8 protein-coding genes are annotated in these 16,135 nt (G+C 66.9%); 3 read left to right on the top strand and 5 right to left on the bottom strand.

Annotated features, from left to right (window positions below; genetic code table 11):
• Positions 1-92: 92 nt before the first annotated feature.
• The 3 genes from ACSUZJ_RS18065 to ACSUZJ_RS18055 form a co-directional block, all read right to left on the bottom strand.
• Positions 93-2,510 carry an EAL domain-containing protein gene (locus ACSUZJ_RS18065; protein WP_499410439.1) on the bottom strand — a complete coding sequence of 806 codons (2,418 nt, stop codon included), beginning with the start codon at positions 2,508-2,510 and terminating at the stop codon, positions 93-95.
• 162 nt (positions 2,511-2,672) lie between these two features.
• The gene (locus tag ACSUZJ_RS18060) at positions 2,673-3,938 is read right to left on the bottom strand and encodes a nitronate monooxygenase (protein ID WP_499410437.1); all 1,266 of its coding nucleotides are present in this window, start codon (positions 3,936-3,938) and stop codon (positions 2,673-2,675) included.
• A gap of 144 nt (positions 3,939-4,082) precedes the next feature.
• Positions 4,083-4,568, bottom strand: coding sequence for a YajQ family cyclic di-GMP-binding protein (locus tag ACSUZJ_RS18055; protein ID WP_499410435.1), 486 nt, complete (start codon positions 4,566-4,568; stop codon positions 4,083-4,085).
• 140 nt (positions 4,569-4,708) lie between these two features.
• On the opposite strand from ACSUZJ_RS18055, the gene murB reads away from it, so the two are divergent.
• Complete coding sequence (gene murB / locus ACSUZJ_RS18050; protein ID WP_499410433.1) at positions 4,709-5,737, top strand: UDP-N-acetylmuramate dehydrogenase; 1,029 nt, start codon at positions 4,709-4,711, stop codon at positions 5,735-5,737.
• 227 nt (positions 5,738-5,964) lie between these two features.
• Here the strand turns inward: murB and ACSUZJ_RS18045 are convergent, their stop codons facing one another.
• The gene (locus ACSUZJ_RS18045) at positions 5,965-6,954 is read right to left on the bottom strand and encodes a GGDEF domain-containing protein (RefSeq protein WP_499416589.1); all 990 of its coding nucleotides are present in this window, start codon (positions 6,952-6,954) and stop codon (positions 5,965-5,967) included.
• 161 nt (positions 6,955-7,115) lie between these two features.
• Between ACSUZJ_RS18045 and ACSUZJ_RS18040 the strand changes: the two genes are divergently transcribed.
• The gene (locus tag ACSUZJ_RS18040) at positions 7,116-7,841 is read left to right on the top strand and encodes an SDR family oxidoreductase (RefSeq protein WP_499410431.1); all 726 of its coding nucleotides are present in this window, start codon (positions 7,116-7,118) and stop codon (positions 7,839-7,841) included.
• Positions 7,842-7,887: 46 nt separating this feature from the next.
• On the opposite strand, the gene ACSUZJ_RS18035 is transcribed toward ACSUZJ_RS18040, so the two are convergent.
• Positions 7,888-8,862, bottom strand: coding sequence for an FKBP-type peptidyl-prolyl cis-trans isomerase (locus ACSUZJ_RS18035; protein WP_499410429.1), 975 nt, complete (start codon positions 8,860-8,862; stop codon positions 7,888-7,890).
• Positions 8,863-9,634: 772 nt separating this feature from the next.
• Here ACSUZJ_RS18035 and ACSUZJ_RS18030 point away from each other — a divergent pair.
• Positions 9,635-16,045, top strand: a complete 6,411-nt coding sequence (locus tag ACSUZJ_RS18030) for a peroxidase family protein (protein WP_499410427.1) — start codon at positions 9,635-9,637, stop codon at positions 16,043-16,045.
• Positions 16,046-16,135 lie beyond the last annotated feature (90 nt).

Genomic DNA, 16,135 nt, shown 5'->3' with positions numbered 1-16,135 from the left:
GCACGGGGCGCCCACCCTACGGTGTCCATGGATCGTAGGGTGGGCGCCCAGTGCCCACCATTGCCGGCGATTTGCCTGCGCCGCCCACCACCCTACGCCGGCAGCGGGTTGCGCACCAGTTCGCGGGCCGCGTCCGGCGGCATCGGTTCGCTGAACCATGCGCCCTGCAGGCCCTCGCAGCCGTGGGCCTTCAGGAACTCCATCTGCGAGCGCGTCTCGATGGCGTCGCCGATGACCGGCATCTGCAGGTTGTGGCCGATATCGATCAGGGTGCGCGCCATGACGCAGCCTTCGCGCGCCGCGTCGTCGGCGATCGCGTGCACCGCCTCCTTCGACAGCTTCAACTGGCCGACCGACAGCTCGCGCAGGAAGCCGAGGTCGGTCATGCCGTGGCCGAACTCGTCCACCGACAGCGTGAGGCCGAGCTGGCGCAGCTGCTCGGCCAGGTCGCGCACCTGGCCGGGGTTGCGCATCAGCGCTTCCTCGCGCAGCTCGATCTGCAGGCTGTCCGGCGCCAGCCCATACCTGGCCAGGCGGGTGGCGATGTTGGCGACGAAATCCTGCTGCATGTATTCGCGCACCGACACGTTGACCGAGACCGGCACCCCGGTCACCCCGAGTTCCTTCAGGTCGCGCAGGAACAGGCAGGCCTGGTCGAGCACCCAGGCGCCGAACTGGACGATGCGTCCGTTTTCCTCGGCCTCGGACAGGAAGGCGGCGGGCAGCAGCACGCCATGCTCGGGGTGGCGCCAGCGCAGCAGCGCCTCGAAACTCTTGACGGTGCCGGTGCGCGCATCGATGCAGGGCTGGTACAGCATGAACAGTTCGCCGCGTTCGACCGCGTGCGCCATGCCGGCGTCGAGCTTCTGGCGGGCGTCCGTGGTCGCCTTCATGTCGCTCGAGAAGAAGTAGATCTCGTTGCGGCCGGTCGCCTTGGCGTGGTACATCGCCACGTCGGCGGCGCGCACCAGGTCGGCGGCGGTATGGCCGTCGTGCGGATACACGGCCACCCCGAGGCTGGCGCCGACTGCGATTTCCTTGTGCATGAAGGAGACCGGCTGGGTCAGGCTCTGGCGCAGGCGCTCGATCATGCGCAGCGTGAAGCGCAGCGAAGGCTGGTTGACCAGCACCATCACGAACTCGTCGCCCGACATGCGCGCCACCGTATCGCTGTCGCGCACCGAGGCCAGCAGGCGCTTGGCCACCACCTTCAGCACCACGTCGCCGGCCTCGTGGCCGTGGGTATCGTTGATGGTCTTGAAGTTGTTCAGGTCGACCAGCACGGTGGCCACCAGCGACTTCTGGCGCTGCGCCAGGTGCAGGGCGTGCTCGAGCCGGTCCCACAGCAGGTTGCGGTTGGCCAGGCCGGTGAGGGCGTCGTGGTTGACCTCGTGCTCGAGGTGGGCGGTGCGCTGCTGGGTGGCGGTGACGTCGAGGATGATGCCGATGAAGTGGGTCGCGATGCCATGTTCGTCGATGACAGGCGTGATGCTCAGGTCGTTCCAGAACAGCTCGCCGTTCTTGCGCAGGTTGCGCAGCACCACGTGCACCGGCTGGCGCGCCGCCAGCGCCTGGCGCACCCGGGTGCGCTCGGCCGCGTCCATGCCGGGCGCGGCCATGAAGCGCGAATCGCGCCCGATCACTTCGTCGGCACGGTAGCCGGTGATGTGCTCGAAAGCCGGGTTGACGTATTCGATCGGGCTGTCGGTTCCGTCGATGCGGGTGATGACGATGCCGTTGCTGGCCGCATGCAGGGCGCGCTCGCGCAGGCGCAATTCGCGTTCCTGCTTGCGCAGCCGCGTGATGTCCAGCCCCATGCCGAACAGGTAATCGTCGCCGTCGCAGCTCAGGCGCGCGCCGCACAGCAGCATCGGTGTCTCGCGCCCGTCGCGGGACTGGACATCGGCCTCGAGCTCTACCTCCTCGCCGTTTTCGAACACGCGGCGAATGTTGTCGGCAATCATGGGACGGGTTTTCAGGTCGAACAGTTCGACCGCCCGCGTGGCGCCGGTTTCTTCCGTCGTCAGTCCGGTGAGGCGCTCGTGGTTGCGGTTCCACAGCACGAAGCGGCCCGCCCGGTTGATGGCATAGAAGGTGCCGGGCAGGACGTCGACGATGGCCGACAGCGGCGTGCGCCCGACGATGACCGATTCCGGGGTGGTTTCGTCCTGCACGTTGTCGATTGCCGCGACCCAGGCGTGGAGGGCGCCGCCCGCGGTGGCCTGGGGCTGCAGTACGAGCTGGGCCTTGACCGTGCCGCCGCCTGCATGGCGCAGCGCGGCCTTGTTGGCCTGGCCGTGGCTGGCGACCAGGTGGCGCCAGCGATCTTCCTTGTCTTCGGGATCCGTGCCCAGCACCAGGACGCACATTGCCTGCCCAATGGCGCCGGAAGGGGGAAAGCCCAGCAGGCGTTCGCACGCGTCGTTCCAGGTCATGATGATGCCGGCTTCATCGACCAGGAAGGCGGCATTGGCGGTTGGAACGGACACGGGCTGCATGGGCGTGGTCATGGAGCGCCTTTCACGTTGGGAGCGTTGCTGTTGGACTCGTCAATCCGGCACGTGTTCCCGAACTTCCCCCGTAGCGGCGGAAAATAAAAAAAGCCACGGCACAGGCCGTGGCTTCTTGTTCATCACGGCACAGCCGTGGCCAGCTTCCCGCTCCGACGCCGCTCAGGCCGCCGCGCTTTCCTGCTTCGGCGGCAGGGCGATCTCGTCGTTCACGCTGAACTGGTAGTCCTTGAACACGTGCTCGGCCGACAAGATCTGGTAATTGCCGTCCGCCAGCTTGTGCGTGGTGTCCTTCAGGCGGTAGGTGTAGTGGCCGCAGGTCCAGCAGTTGTAGTTGCGCATGTGCGTGCACAGGCAGGTCTTGTCCATCACCGACACCGTCTTCAGGTCCGGGTTGGCCTGCACTTCGCGGTTGTACGAGTTGATGTAGGCGCAGTTGCCGGTGGCATCGAGCAGGTAGCCATAGGACTCGCAGCCCGGACGGATGCCCGAGCCGATCGCCGGCGTGCTTTTCAGCATGCGCATCGGGTAGCCGGTCGGCGAGATGCCGTTGACGATGATGTCTTCCTCGCTGGCGCGGAAGTATTCCTGCTTGACGCTGTCGGGCATGCCGCATTCGTGGGTGACGGTGAAGCGGGTCGCCACCTGCACGCCGCCCACGCCTTTTTCCAGGAAGGCGACGGCGTCCGAACCGGTGAACACGCCGCCTGCCGCGATCAGCGGGATGTCGATCTGCTCGGCGCGCATGTAGGCCAGGATCTCGTCGATGATCGTGTGCAGGTCGTACTCGTTCCAGTCGAAACCGAAGCCCAGGTGGCCGCCGGCCAGCGGGCCTTCGACGATGATGTAGTCGGGCAGGCGGTTCAGCTTCGACACCTTGCGCAGGAACAGCTGCAGCGCGCGCACCGAGGACACGATGATGCCCAGCTTGGCGTCGCGGAAGCGCGGGTGGTCCTTGATCAGCTCGAACGAACCCAGGTGCAGGCCGGCCGACATGGTGATGCCGTCGATGCCCGCGTCCAGCGCCGCCGACAGGCGGGTGCGCAGGGTTTCCTTCGGCGCGTTCATGGTCAGCTTTTCCATGCAGTTCACGAAGATCAGGCCATCGCCCCGCTTCGCCGCCATGGTGGCGCCCACGTGCAGGCGGGTCGCCTCGGCCAGTCGCTCGAGGTCGAACTGCACCACGGACTTGTCCATGTTGTTGATGTTGAACTTGTAGAGCTTGGTCTTGTCCTTGACGAAGGTGGTATCGAACTTGCGGTCCGACACATCCGGCACCATCGCATCCGAGATGTGGCCGATGCCACCGAGGCGCGCCGCTTCCAGCGCGAGCTCGGACGTCGAAATGTCCACGCCCATTCCGCCGATCATGATGGGCACGTATTCCTTGTTGCCCAGACGCAGGCGGAAATCATCTACACGTTTCATTGCTATCCTTAAACTACCGATTTGCTCTCGTTCAAATTGGCGACGCCGGAATCGAATCGAGTTTAAACGGCCTCCATTCTACCCCAAGCCAGATGGCGGGGAAGGTGTGTACGGGGCGCCGCGGCAGGCCGCGGCCCGAGGACTTCAGTCGCGGAAGTTGTTGAACGCGAGCGGCAGTTCCTGCACGTCCTTGCGCAGCAGGGCCATCGCGGCCTGCAGGTCATCGCGCTTGGCGCCGGTGACGCGCACCGATTCGCCCTGGATGCTGGCCTGCACCTTCATCTTGCTTTCCTTGATGACCTTGGTGATCTTCTTCGCGTCTTCGGTCTCGATGCCGTTGCGCACCTTGATGACCTGCTTGACCTTGTCGCCACCGATCTTCTCGACCTTGCCTTCGTCGAGGAAGCGCACGTCGACCTTACGCTTGGTCATCTTGCCCACGAGCACGTCACGCACCTGGCCGAGCTGGAAGTCGGAATCGGCGAACAGGGTCAGTTCGCGTTCCTTCTGCTCGACCTTGGCCGAGCTGCCCTTGAAGTCGAAGCGGGTGGTGATTTCCTTATTCGATTGCTCGACGGCGTTCTTCACTTCGACCATGTCTGCTTCGCAGACCACGTCAAACGATGGCATGGTGTTCTTCCTTATAGCTGCTGAATTTATGAGTGGCAGTATTTTAACGGACAAGCTCGCAGGACGACCGTGCTTTTTCCCGGATGACGAGGTCTTGCCTCTATAATCGTCCGGTTTCCGGCCGCTCATCAGACCGCTCCATGCACCCAGACCTGTCCATCGCTTCCGATTTCCCGCTCCAGCCCTTCAACACCTTCGGCCTGCCGGCGCGCGCCCGCCACTACCTGCGGGTCACGGACGCCGCCCAGCTCGACCTGTTGCGCGAGCATGCGCCGCTGGCCGGCGTGCCGCGCTTCGTGCTCGGCGGCGGCAGCAACGTGCTGCTGGCGCACGACGTCGAGGCGCTGGTGCTGCACATGGCCATCCCCGGACGCGCCGTCGTCGGCGAAACGGAGGACGCCGTGCTGGTGCGGGCGGGCGCCGGCGAGAACTGGCATGGCTTCGTCGAATACACCCTGGAACAAGGCCTGGGCGGGCTGGAAAACCTGTCCCTGATCCCCGGCACCGTGGGCGCGGCGCCGATCCAGAACATCGGGGCGTATGGCCTGGAAATCAAGGATGTGTTCCATTCGCTCACCGTCCACGACCTGGCGACGGGCGAACGGCGCACGCTCACCGGGCCCGAGTGCCGCTTCGGCTACCGCGACAGCCTCTTCAAGCATCCCGAGGGCGCGCACCTGGTGGTGCTGGACGTCACCTTCGCGCTGCCGCGCGCCTGGCAGCCCAACCTGCGCTATGCCGAGCTGGCCAACGCGTTGGCCGAGGCCGGGATCGCAGCGCCGACCCCGCGCCAGGTGAGCGAGACCGTGATCGCGATCCGCCGCCGCAAGCTGCCCGACCCGGCCGAGATCGGCAACGCCGGCAGCTTCTTCAAGAATCCGGTCGTGACCCGGAAGCACTGTGCACGCCTGCTGGCGCAGTTCCCGACGCTGGTGCACCACGCCCAGCCGGACGGGACCGAGAAACTCGCGGCCGGCTGGCTGATCGACCAGTGCGGCTGGAAGGGCCGCAGCATGGGCGCGGCCGGGGTCTACCCGAAGCAGGCGCTGGTGCTGGTAAATAATGGCGGGGCCAGCGGGGCGGAAGTCATCGCCCTGGCGCACGCGATCCAGCAGGATGTGTTCGAACGTTTCGGGGTGCGGCTGGAGCCGGAACCGGTGTTCGTCTGATGGTGGGCACGGGGCGCCCACGCTACGGTTGGCGCGACGGACATAGGGCCCTCATCGTAGGGTGGGCGCCCTGTGCCCACCGTGTCTCCGCCGCATAACGCCGCAGCTTTCGCAGGATGGACGGCTACACCTCGCAACGACGCCTCCACGCGCCCTGTGCGCCGCCCACGCGTTCAACACACGTCCGCACGACCCCGACGCCAGCCGGAACGATCAATCCGGCCCGCTCAAGCCCTCAACGCCATCACCCGGTTACGCCCACGCGCCTTGGCCGCCTGCAGCGCCTCGTCCGCACGCTCCAGCAGGGTCTTGAACGCATCGTCCTCGCCCGGCACGTTCGCCGCCACGCCGATCGACATCGTCACCACGCGCCGTTCGGGCGAGGGATGCGACAGGCCCAGGTGCTCGAGCGAGTGGCGGCAGGCCTCGGCCACGCGCACCGCGCCGTCCAGGCCGGTGTCGGGCAGCACGATGGCGAAGCGCTCGGCGCCGTAGCGCGCGACCAGGTCGGACGGGCGCTTCAGCTGGCCGGTCAGCACCCCGGCCAGCTTTTTCAGGCACAGGTCGCCGGCCGGGCGGCCGAAGCGCCGGTTGTACTCATCGAACTGGTCGAGGTCGCAGATCAGCACCGACAGCGGCTGGCCGCTGCGGCGCGCGCGCTGCCATTCGGTCTGGGCCACGTGTTCGAAGCGGCGCCGGCCGGGGACGCCGGTCAGCCCGTCCAGGCCCGCCAGCTGGTCGAGTTCGGCATGCGCGCGGGCCAGCGCTTCCTCGCTCTCGCGCAGCAGGCGCAGGGCGACATCGCACTGTTGACGGGCAAGATTGGCGGCGGCGTGGTAGCGCAGGCGCGCCAGCAGTTCGGTGCGCGCCGGCTGGTAGCCGAGGTAGTCGGTGGCGCCGGCGGCAAAGGCCGCATCGCGCCCGGCGTCATCGCCCTGCGGGGCGAGCACCAGCAGCGGCAGATCTTTCAGTGCCCCGCCGGCACGGCAGGATTTCAGGAAGGCGCAGCCGTCCTCGCGTGGCCCGAGCGCGCGCACCACGACGGCGGGCTCGAGCGCGGCGGCGCGCTCGGACGCTTCGGCTTCCGCCACCTGGTGCAATTCGATGTCGTCGATGCCGGTGAGCGTCTCGCGCAGCGCGGCAACGACGGACGAGGCCGTGCCGACCAGCAGCACGCGGCAAGGGATCTGGGAGTGAAACACGCGGTCGGATGTCATCGAAGCCAAGGGTTGATCAAGACAATTTCATTTTACCGTGCGGCACTTACATTTTGTTGCATTTGGGCCAGGGGCGTCGGTTCGGCCCAACAGTGCGCACAGCGCGGCCCGATCGACTATCCTTGCATGATCGATAAAAGGGAACATGAAGGGAGAACGCCATGAAAGCCATCGTTACCGGTCACACCAAGGGACTAGGCGCCGCCATCGCCCAGGAATTGCTCGCGCGCGGCATCCCGGTTCTGGGGTTGGCGCGCGGCCGGGCGCCCGGCACCGCCGAGCGCCATGCAGACCTGCTCAGCGAAATCGCGCTCGACCTGTCGGACGGCGCGGCGCTGTCGGCCTGGCTCGGCAAGGGTGAACTGGCCGCCTGGCTGGCCGGTTGCGGCACCGCCTTGCTCGTCAATAATGCCGGCGTCGTGTGGCCGGTCGGGCCGCTGGCCGAACAGGACCCGGCGCAGGCGATCCGCGCGGCCACGCTGAACGTGGCCGCGCCGCTGGCGCTGGCGAGCGCCGTCGTGCGTGCAACGGCGGGTGCCGAGCGGCGCATCCTGCATGTGTCGAGCGGGGCAGGGCGTTCGGCCTATCCGGGCTGGAGCGTCTACTGCGCCACCAAGGCCGCCCTCGACCGCCATGCCGAAGCGGTGGCGCTCGATGGCGACGCCACCGTGCGCGTGTGCAGCCTGGCGCCGGGCGTGATCGATACCGGCATGCAGGCCGAGATCCGCGCCAGTTCCGAAGACCGTTTCCCGATGCGCGAGCGCTTCGTCCAGCTCAAGGAACAGGGCGGCCTGAGCTCGCCCGAGGATTGCGCGCGCAAGCTGGTCGATTACCTGCTGGCGCCGGGATTCGGCGCCAGGCCGGTGGACGACCTGCGCAACGGCTGAGGCGCCTGCCCGGGCGGCGCCGGCAGCACGGTGGCCCGGGCGTCTCCTATTCCACGCCGATGAGTTCGACGTCGAACACCAGCGCGGCATCGGGAGGAATCGTGCTGCCGCTCCCGGCCCGTCCGTAGGCAAGCGCGGCCGGGATGACCAGGGTCCGCTTGCCGCCGGCACGCATGCCCAGCAGGCCCTGGTCCCAGCCCGGGATCACCTGGCCGGCGCCGAGACGGAAGCGGAAGGGCGCCTTGCCTGCAGAGCTGTCGAACTGGGCGCCCTTCAGGTCGGCCTTGCTCGCATCGTAGAGCCAGCCGGTGTAATTGACCGTCAGCGTGCGTCCGGAGGTGGCGAGCGTACCCGTCCCCTGCACCGTGTCGATGCGAGCGAACGCCGGGCCCTGGTTCGGGGATCCGACCGCACGCTCCCTGGTATAGCGGCTGTCGGCCAGGTAGCCCGAGCCCGCGGGCGAGAGCAGGACCAGTTCGCCGTTGTCGAGGTAGAGCGCGCCGGCGGCGCTGGCCGCCGCCTGCGGACCCGGATCGGCCGTGCACACCGGGCCATCCGCATAATTCACGCACCATGTGCGCCCACCGCTGCCTTCCGTCGTCGTCGCTGCGGCGCCGCTGCGGGTGCGGGTGTAGGCGGGAATCGAGATCGTCACCAGGTCGAGCGCGACCTGGCTCGCGGCCCCGCCGGGCACGAGGACCGCCGGCGCGCTGCCCGTGCTGCCATAGGCCAGGGTGAAATCGGCGCTCAGCGTCTCCGACGCGATCGGATTGCCCGTGCAGCCCGCCGCCTCGTGGAAATTGCGCACCAGGTTCAGCTGGAGCGCATTCGCATTGGCGGCCGTGGCCAGCGTCGCCGTATCCTGGATGCGGCCCTGGCAGGGGCCATACCAGACGCCGGTGTACTTGCTCAGCGCCGCAGATGCCGGCGCCGGCGCCGGCTGGGCGGCGCTGACCGGGGCGTTGCCGTTGCCTCCGCCTGCGCCTCCGCCGCCGCAGGCGCCCAGTGCGAGACATGCCATCGAAAACAGGGCCGTGCGCCATGCACGGTAATTCCCCGCTCCCGCATTCGATAAACAGGATCCCGGATTCAAAAGAATATGAGGGGTTCCTGCCGGATTATCCAATCCATGCATATGCATGTCGTTCTCCCTTTGTTTTGACGGCTTCTGGTATTAACTGTATTTGTTTAAATGTGTTGAAAGTGGTTAATTAATTGGTTTTTTCTTTCAAGCATTAAAAACAGGGTTTATCCGTCATCAGCGCAAACGGCATATTGGCAAACATTCTGCTCACTATGTCGAAAAAAAATCAATACAGTGAAAATTGGAGAAAGGAAATTTATATTCCTCATGATATGCAGAGTCTTGCATATCGGATAAAAATTGCGGACCCGAGGCTTACGGGGCGCCGCCGGTAGTAGAGGCTTTTCACTCGTAGGAAGCTTCCTACTTGGTTACATATGTAAAGATTTCCAAAAAAACATTTTTATATCCGTGTTCCCCTCGATAGAAAAATTCAATACGGGTCGAATGTTGTCAATGTGTCCTTTTTGTCACACTCAAAAATTTATGCAATCCGTGTAAATTTGTGTGCTAGTTTGTAAATACACCCGAGGCCGCTTTTGCTTGTTTCGCCTGTCCCGCGATCGTTTTCGGGATAACCGGACGAGAAAGGCATTGCTTTTTCCGTACATGTCGAATGCGGTCCGGCGGAGTACAAATCGACCCCGTACAGAGGTTCTTCGAGAAACCGTATGCCGATATCCGCATAATGAAAGAGAGGGGAAATAGCATGGCGCAGAATCCGCAATATAATTTCAACGTCAATCTTGATGATCTCGCGTTCATCCTGAAACAGATCAAGATCGCGGAAGAGACCACCAATGACGACGGCAGCGTCGACGGCCAGGCGCTGCGCGACATGGTCGGCAGTCCCTTGCTGCCCTACGGACTACGCACCGTGGACGGCACCTGGAACAGCCTGCTGCCCGGGATGGAAAGGATGGGCGCGGCGGACAACGTGATGCCGCGCCTGATCCCGGGCGTCTACCACAGCGCCGAGGACATCCCGGCGGCCTTCCTGCCGCCGGGTTCTCCTGCGGTCGGCACCAGCTATGCGCAGACCGCTCCCGGGAACATGGTGTTCGATTCGCAGCCGCGCATCATTTCCAACCTGATCGTTGACCAGACCGCGAACAACCCGGCGGCCGTGGCCGCCGCCGAAGAGCGCGCCGCGAACGCGACCTTCCCCGGACTGGACCAGGTGCAGGTATCGGCCGACGGGACGCTCCTGATCCCCAACCAGTCGCCCGACATCGGCCTGTCGCCGCCGTTCAACGGCATGATGGCCCTGTTCGGCCAGTTCTTCGACCATGGCCTGGACCTGATCAGCAAGGGCGGAGGCACGGTGTTCGTGCCGCTGCAGCCCGACGATCCGCTGTATGTCGAAGGCAGCCAGACCAACTTCATGGTGCTCTCGCGCGCCAGCAATACGCGCGGTCCGGGCCCTGACGGCGTCCTCGGCAACGCCGACGACGACCTGCGCGGCCATACCAACACGACCACCCCCTTCATCGACCAGAACCAGACCTATACCTCGCACCCCTCGCACCAGGTCTTCCTGCGCGAGTACGCGCTGGTCGGCGGCAAGCCGCTGGCCACCGGCCGCCTGCTCGACGGCGAGCACGGCATGGCCAACTGGGCCGAGGTGAAGGCGCAGGCGGCCAGCCTGCTCGGCATCCAGTTGACCGACAGCGACATCGGCAACGTGCCGCTGCTGGCCACCGACCGCTACGGCGAATTCATCCGCGGCGCCAACGGCTACGTGCAGATCGTCACCGCGAACGGCCTGGTGGAAGGCGACCCCGCAGCCAACGGCGGACTGGGCGTGGCGCTGCCGGCGACCACGCTGCGCACCGGCCACGCCTTCCTGGACGACATCGCGCACACGGCGGTGCCGGGCACCTGGGACCACGACGGCAACCGCGGCACGCCCGCCGTGCCGCTGGAGGCCGACAGCGACGACGTCGCCGGCGGCGCGGCGCAGCCCGTCGGCACGTATGACGACGAGCTGCTCGACCGTCACTTCATTACCGGCGACGGCCGCGGCAACGAGAACATCGGCCTGACCGCGATCCACGGCATCTTCCACGACGAGCACAACCGTCTGGTCGAACAGTACAAGCAGACCATCCTCGGCAGCGGCGACCTGGCCTTCGTCAACGAGTGGCTGGCGCAGGACGTCGAGGCCATCCCGAGCGATCCCGCCGCCATTGCGGCCCTGCAGTGGGATGGCGAACGCCTGTTCCAGGCCGGCCGCTTCGCCAACGAGATGCAGTACCAGCACATGGTGTTCGAGGAGTTCGCGCGCGCCGTGCAGCCCAGTATCGATCCCTTCGTGTTCTCCAACTCGGCCGACATCGATCCGGCCATCATGGAGGAGTTCGCCAACGTGGTGTACCGCTTCGGCCACTCGATGCTCAACGAGACGGTGGACCGCATCGACGCCGACATGCAGTCGAGCGACATCGGCCTGATTGCGGCCTTCCTCAACCCGGTCGAATTCGACAAGGACGGCGCGATCGATCCGCACAAGGCGATCGGCGAGATCGTGCGCGGCATGTCGCGCCAGGTCGGCAACGAGATCGACGAGTTCGTCACCGATGCGCTGCGCAACAACCTGGTCGGCCTGCCGCTCGACCTGGCCACGCTCAATATCGCGCGCGCCCGCGATACCGGCGCGCCCAGCTTCAACGAGGCGCGCGCGGCCTTCTACAAGATGACCGGCGACAGCCAGCTCAAGCCCTACACGAGCTGGGCCGACTTCGCGCCGCACATGAAGAATCCGGCGTCGATCATCAATTTCATCGCGGCCTACGGCCTGCACCCGACGATCCTGGCGGCCGACACGCTGGCCGAAAAGCGCGCCGCAGCGACCTTGCTGGTGATGGGTGACATGGACCTGAACGATGACGGCGTCATCACCGGCGACCCGTCCCAGGTCGACGACAGCCATCCGCTCGAGACGGCGCCGGCCGACCGGCTCGATTTCCTGAATGCGCGCGGCGCCTGGACTGCCGCCAACAGCGGCCTGGACAAGGTCGACTTCTGGATCGGCGGCCTGGCCGAAGCCAAGCTCGAGTTCGGCGGCATGCTGGCGCCGACCTTCAATTTCGTCTTCGAGCAGCAGCTCGAGAAGCTGCAGAACGGCGACCGCTTCTACTACCTGAGCCGTACCCAGGGCCTGAACATGCTCAACGAGCTGGAAGCGAACACCTTCTCGGCCATGGCGATGCGCAACACCGACATCGGCGCCCCCGGCAGCACCACTCACCTGCCGGGCCACCTGTTCGCCACGCCGAGCTACACGCTGGAAATGAACCGGGACAATCAGGTCACCGGCATCGCCGGCAGCGGCGGCAAGATGAACGGCGACCCGGGGCGCCTGAACCCGGTCCTGAACGCCTTCACCTCGCTGGTCACGCGCAAGGCGCCCGGCGCCGACGTGGACGGCGACGGCCATGCCGATGGCGGCGAACTGATCTATGCCTACGACGGTCCCGACCACGTGGTGCTGGGCGGCACCCCGGGCAACGACGTCCTGAAGGGCGGCCGCGGCATGGACACCCTCTGGGGCGACGGCGGCAACGACATCATCGACGGCGGCGACGAGGCCGACGAGGTGCACGGCGGCGACGGCGACGACATCATCACCGACCACGGCACCCCGGCCGGCGCGGCCGACTTCCTGCGCGGCGACAACGGCAACGACGTGATCAGCAACGGCACCGGCAACGACATCGTGTTCGGCGGCGCCGGCCAGGACTTCCTCATCGTCGGCCCCGACTTCACGGAGGTGTTCGCGGGCGAGGGCAACGACTTCATCATCGGCGGCAACGGGCCCGATGCGCTGCTGGGCAACGAGGGCGACGACTGGCTCGAAGGCGGCGAAGGCTTCGACAGCCTGTCGGGCGAGAATTCGCAGCTCTTCTTCAACAGCACCATCATCGGCCACGACGTGCTCAACGGGCAGGGCAACGATACCGACTACGACGGCGAGTCGGGCGACGACATCATGGTCCAGGGCACCGGCATCCAGCGCAACAACGGCATGCTGGGCTTCGACTGGGCGATCCACAAGGGCGACCCGGTCGCGGCCAATTCCGACCTCGGCATCCCGATCTTCGGCCAGCAGCAGCAGTTCATCCTGCGCGACCGCTTCGACTCGGTCGAAGCCCTGTCGGGCTGGAAGTTCGACGACGTCCTGGTCGGCACCAATGCGCCGACCGGCGCGGCCGGCGGCGAGACCGGCGGCGGCATCATCGGCGGACCGACGACCGACAGCATGCTGCTGCAGAAGAACGTGGCGCTGATCGACGGCCTGCAGGCGCTGCTCGGCCAGCCGGCACTGGACGACCCCGAGGCCGTCGTGTTCGACCCCAGCACCGGGGGCGACATCCTGATCGGCGGCGCCGGCAGCGACCGCATCACCGGCAAGGCCGGCAACGACCTGATCGACGGCGACGCCTGGCTCAACGTGCGCGTGAGCGTGCGCTCGAAAGAGGATCCGAACCACGAGATCCGCTCGGTCGACAGCATCGCCGAGCTCACCACCGAGATGCTGTCCGGCGCCATCAACCCAGGGCAGCTGCGCATCGTGCGCGAGATCCTGCAATCGAGCACGGCGGCGACCGAGATCGACCAGGCCATCTACTCGGACCTGCGCGCCAACTACGACGTCAGCCGCAATGCCGACGGCAGCTATACCGTGGCCCACGTGCGCGGCACCGGCGCCGACGGTACCGACCGTGTCCGCAACATCGAAGAGCTGAAGTTCTCGGACGAGATACTGAACCTGACGGGCGAGCCGCACATCAGCGACATGTCGCCCACCGAACGCCACGCGCTGGTCGCCACGCCCGGCACGGTGGCCGCGTTCAGCAACGTGCCCGAGTCCGCCATCCGCTACCAGTGGCAGGCCCTGGTGAACGGCATCTTCGTCGACATCGCCGGCGCGACCGGCGACACCTTCGTGCCGCTGCAGGCCCAGGTCGGCCTGCAGCTGCGCGTGGTGGCCAGTTTCGTCGACGCCGGCGGCACCAGCCGCGCCATCGCCTCGGCCGCCACCAAGGGCGTGGGCGACCAGGTGATCGGCAATTCCTCCGCCAACACCCTGACCGGCACCATCTTCGACGACGAGCTGATCGGCCTGGGCGGCAACGATATCCTGAACGGGCTGGCCGGCGCCGACGTCCTCGACGGCGGCAGCGGCAACGACACCTACGTGGTCGACGACGTCGGCGACGTGGTGATCGAACTGGCAAACGGCGGCACCGACACGGTCCAGACCACGCTGGCGGCGCGCACCCTGGCCGACAACCTGGAAAACCTGACCTTCGCCGGCACCGGCAACTTCGCCGGCACCGGCAATGCGCTGGCCAACGTCATCACCGGCAGCACCGGCAACGACACCCTCGACGGCGCGGGCGGCGCCGATCGCTTGGTCGGCGGCCTCGGCGACGACACCTACATCGTCGGCGAGAGCGGCGACACGGTGGTCGAGGCCTCGGCCCAGGGCCGCGACACGGTGCGCGCCAGCATCGCCGCGCACACACTGGCGACTTATGTCGAGGACCTGGTCTACACGGGAACCGGCAACTTCACCGGCACCGGCAACGCCAGCAACAATGCCATCACGGGCGGCGCCGGCAATGACGTGCTGGACGGCGGCTCGGCCGGCAACGACACCTTGAGCGGCCTGGACGGCAACGACGTGCTGCGCGGCGGCAGCGGCGACGACCTGCTCGACGGCGGCCTGGGCGACGACCAGCTCGACGGGGGCACGGGCAACGATACCATGCGCGGCGGCAGCGGCGACGACACCTACATCGTCGGCAGTGCCGCCGATGTCGTCACCGAGCTGGGCGGCGAGGGCATCGACACGGTGCGCTCCGCGCTCACCAGCTACACCCTCGGGGCCGACGTCGAGAACCTCGTGTTCACCGGCACCGGCTCGGCGACCGGCACCGGCAACGCGCTGAGCAACCAGCTCACCGGGAACATCGGCAACGACGTGCTCGACGGCGGCGCCGGCGTCGACATCATGACCGGCGGACGCGGCAACGACACCTACGTCGTCGACGAGGCGCTCGATGCGGTGGTCGAGCTGGCCGGGCAGGGCACCGATACGGTGCGCACCACCCTCGGCAGCTACGCCCTCGGCGCCGAGGTCGAGAACCTCACCTTCACCGGCAGCGGCGACTTCGCCGGCGACGGCAATGCGCTGGCCAATGTGATCACTGGCGGGGCCGGGGCCGACCGCCTCGACGGCGGCGCCGGGGTCGACCGTCTGGTCGGCGGCAACGGCAACGATACCTACCTCGTCGACTCGGTGCTGGACGTCGTGAGCGAGGTCTCGAGCACGGGCGGCACCGACCAGGTGCGTTCGAGCGCCAACAGCTACACGCTGGGCACGAACGTCGAGCAACTGGTGTTTGTCGGCAGCGGCGATTTCGCGGGCGTCGGCAATACCGGCGCCAACCTGCTCGTCGGCGGCGACGGCAACGACCGCCTGGACGGCGGCAGCGGCAGCGACCGCCTGGTGGGCGGCCTGGGCAACGACACCTACCTCGTCAACACCAGCGGCGACGTGGTCGAGGAGGGCAGCGATGCCGGCACCGACACCGTGCTGTCGACGGGGTCGGCGTACACCCTTGGCGCCAACCTCGAGAACCTGTTCAACACCGGCACCCTGGCCGCGACCCTGACCGGCAACGCGCTCGGCAACGAACTGCGCGGCGGCCGCGCCAACGACAGCCTGCGCGGGCTGGACGGCGACGACCGGCTCGACGGCGGCGCCGGCAACGACCGCCTCGAAGGGGGACTCGGCAACGACGTGTTCGTTTTCAGCGCCGCCGGCTTCGGCGCCGACACGATCGCCGGCGGCTTCGACGCCGATCCGGCCGGCGGCCAGGACCTGCTTGACATCGCGGGCCTGGGCATCACCGCGGAGAACTTCGCCGCCAGCGTCAGCTTCACCGACCTCGGCGCCGACCTGCGCGTCACGATCGGCACCCTGGGGTCCTTCGTGCTGCAGGGCGTGGGCGACCCGGCCGCCATCACGATCGACGACTTCGTGCTGCTTGGGGCGCCGGCGCCGGTGGGCAGCGCGGGACCCGTCGGCGGGCTGCTGACGGCGGCGTGAAGGCGCCTCGGACGACGACGGGGCGCCGCCTGCGGCACGGGCAGCGCCCCGTCCATCGGAAGAGCCATCCTGATACCTCCGCTTCGAGGA

This window comes from Telluria sp. B2, assembly GCF_051789535.1.
In the GTDB taxonomy this organism is placed as follows: Bacteria; Pseudomonadota; Gammaproteobacteria; order Burkholderiales; family Burkholderiaceae_D; genus Telluria.
The sequence above is the reverse complement of the archived record's forward strand: the minus strand, read 5'-3'. Positions and strand labels throughout refer to the sequence as shown.

What these genes read in the sequence shown, in the direction of transcription:
- ACSUZJ_RS18065 (WP_499410439.1), bottom strand. Translation starts at nt 2,510, where the DNA reads ATGACCACGCCCATGCAGCCCGTGTCCGTTCCAACCGCCAATGCCGCC.
- ACSUZJ_RS18060 (WP_499410437.1), bottom strand. Translation starts at nt 3,938, where the DNA reads ATGAAACGTGTAGATGATTTCCGCCTGCGTCTGGGCAACAAGGAATAC.
- ACSUZJ_RS18055 (WP_499410435.1), bottom strand. Translation starts at nt 4,568, where the DNA reads ATGCCATCGTTTGACGTGGTCTGCGAAGCAGACATGGTCGAAGTGAAG.
- murB (WP_499410433.1), top strand. Translation starts at nt 4,709, where the DNA reads ATGCACCCAGACCTGTCCATCGCTTCCGATTTCCCGCTCCAGCCCTTC.
- ACSUZJ_RS18045 (WP_499416589.1), bottom strand. Translation starts at nt 6,954, where the DNA reads ATGACATCCGACCGCGTGTTTCACTCCCAGATCCCTTGCCGCGTGCTG.
- ACSUZJ_RS18040 (WP_499410431.1), top strand. Translation starts at nt 7,116, where the DNA reads ATGAAAGCCATCGTTACCGGTCACACCAAGGGACTAGGCGCCGCCATC.
- ACSUZJ_RS18035 (WP_499410429.1), bottom strand. Translation starts at nt 8,862, where the DNA reads ATGGCATGTCTCGCACTGGGCGCCTGCGGCGGCGGAGGCGCAGGCGGA.
- ACSUZJ_RS18030 (WP_499410427.1), top strand. Translation starts at nt 9,635, where the DNA reads ATGGCGCAGAATCCGCAATATAATTTCAACGTCAATCTTGATGATCTC.